Source organism: Anaeromassilibacillus sp. Marseille-P3371 (assembly GCF_900169665.1).
Classification (GTDB): domain Bacteria; phylum Bacillota; class Clostridia; order Oscillospirales; family Acutalibacteraceae; genus Anaeromassilibacillus.
Window position 1 is genome coordinate 2,576,053 of sequence record NZ_LT835157.1, and the last position, 950, is coordinate 2,577,002.

Below are 950 nucleotides of genomic sequence, written 5' to 3' on the forward strand. Positions count from 1 at the left end.
TACTACATCAGGGGGTATTATCATGTCAAAAAAGAAATGGACAAACATCAAAATTCTCGGGGCAGAGATCAACGCAATGCGCGAAGCAAGGAAATCCAGACAAGAAATAGCGGACTATTTCGGCCTTGATAAAGTTCAAATTAAGAACGGGGTTCATCGATACAACAAAGAGGTAAAACGTACGTCATTCGGAATTGCGCCACGCCCAAAGGGGCGTCCGCGCAAAGACGGGCAACCACCTCGGCAGAACGAAAAGAGCGAACTGGAACGGCTTCGCATGGAAAACAAGCGGTTGCAGGATTTTCTGCAATTCACAGAAAGGAAGTGAGGCCAAAAGTAAAATATCATGTGATCTATAGGAACCGAGAGCGTTATCCTGCCTCTGTCATGTGCCGGTTTTTTGAGGTATCCCGGAGTGGATATGATGACTTTGTCCACCGTTTGGAATGCAAGGAGAAGGTGCAGGTTTGGCGGAAGCTATCCACGTTCAGCGAGGGCGCTGCTTCAAGATATATGGATATCGACGGATGTGGCTGTGGCTGGAGAAACAAGGTACGCGTCGCAATCCCAAGATAGTTCTGCGAATCATGAAGAAATACGGCCTTTGGGCAGAAATTCGCCGCCGGAGAAAATGGGTTCAGGTGGGGCAACAACTGCACAAATATGAAAATCTTTTGAATCGTCCATTTCAAGCAGACAGGCCCAACAGCAAATGGGTGACCGATATCTCCTACATCCACACCAAAGAGGGAGTGTTGTACCTATCCACGATTCGTGATTTGTATGATAACAGCATTGTTGCCTATAAGACCGGTACACAGCAGACGGTGAATCTCGTTCTGGATACCATCCGCCTGGCTATGATGAAGGAGAAAAAGAGAGTCGCTGCAACGTTGTAGCTCCACAGCGACCAAGGGTTTCAATACACTTCCCGAGAGTATTTTCACCTG

Annotated in this window: 2 protein-coding genes; both read left to right on the forward strand. The window is 47.6% G+C overall.

Features of this window, described 5'->3' with window-relative positions:
- Positions 1-328 (forward strand): hypothetical protein (locus B9Y59_RS16815; protein ID WP_207651500.1); only part of this gene is annotated, 328 nt, incomplete at its 5' end.
- Between the two features lie 118 nt (positions 329-446).
- Complete coding sequence (locus B9Y59_RS16820; RefSeq protein WP_085531074.1) at positions 447-899, forward strand: IS3 family transposase; 453 nt, start codon at positions 447-449, stop codon at positions 897-899.
- Positions 900-950 lie beyond the last annotated feature (51 nt).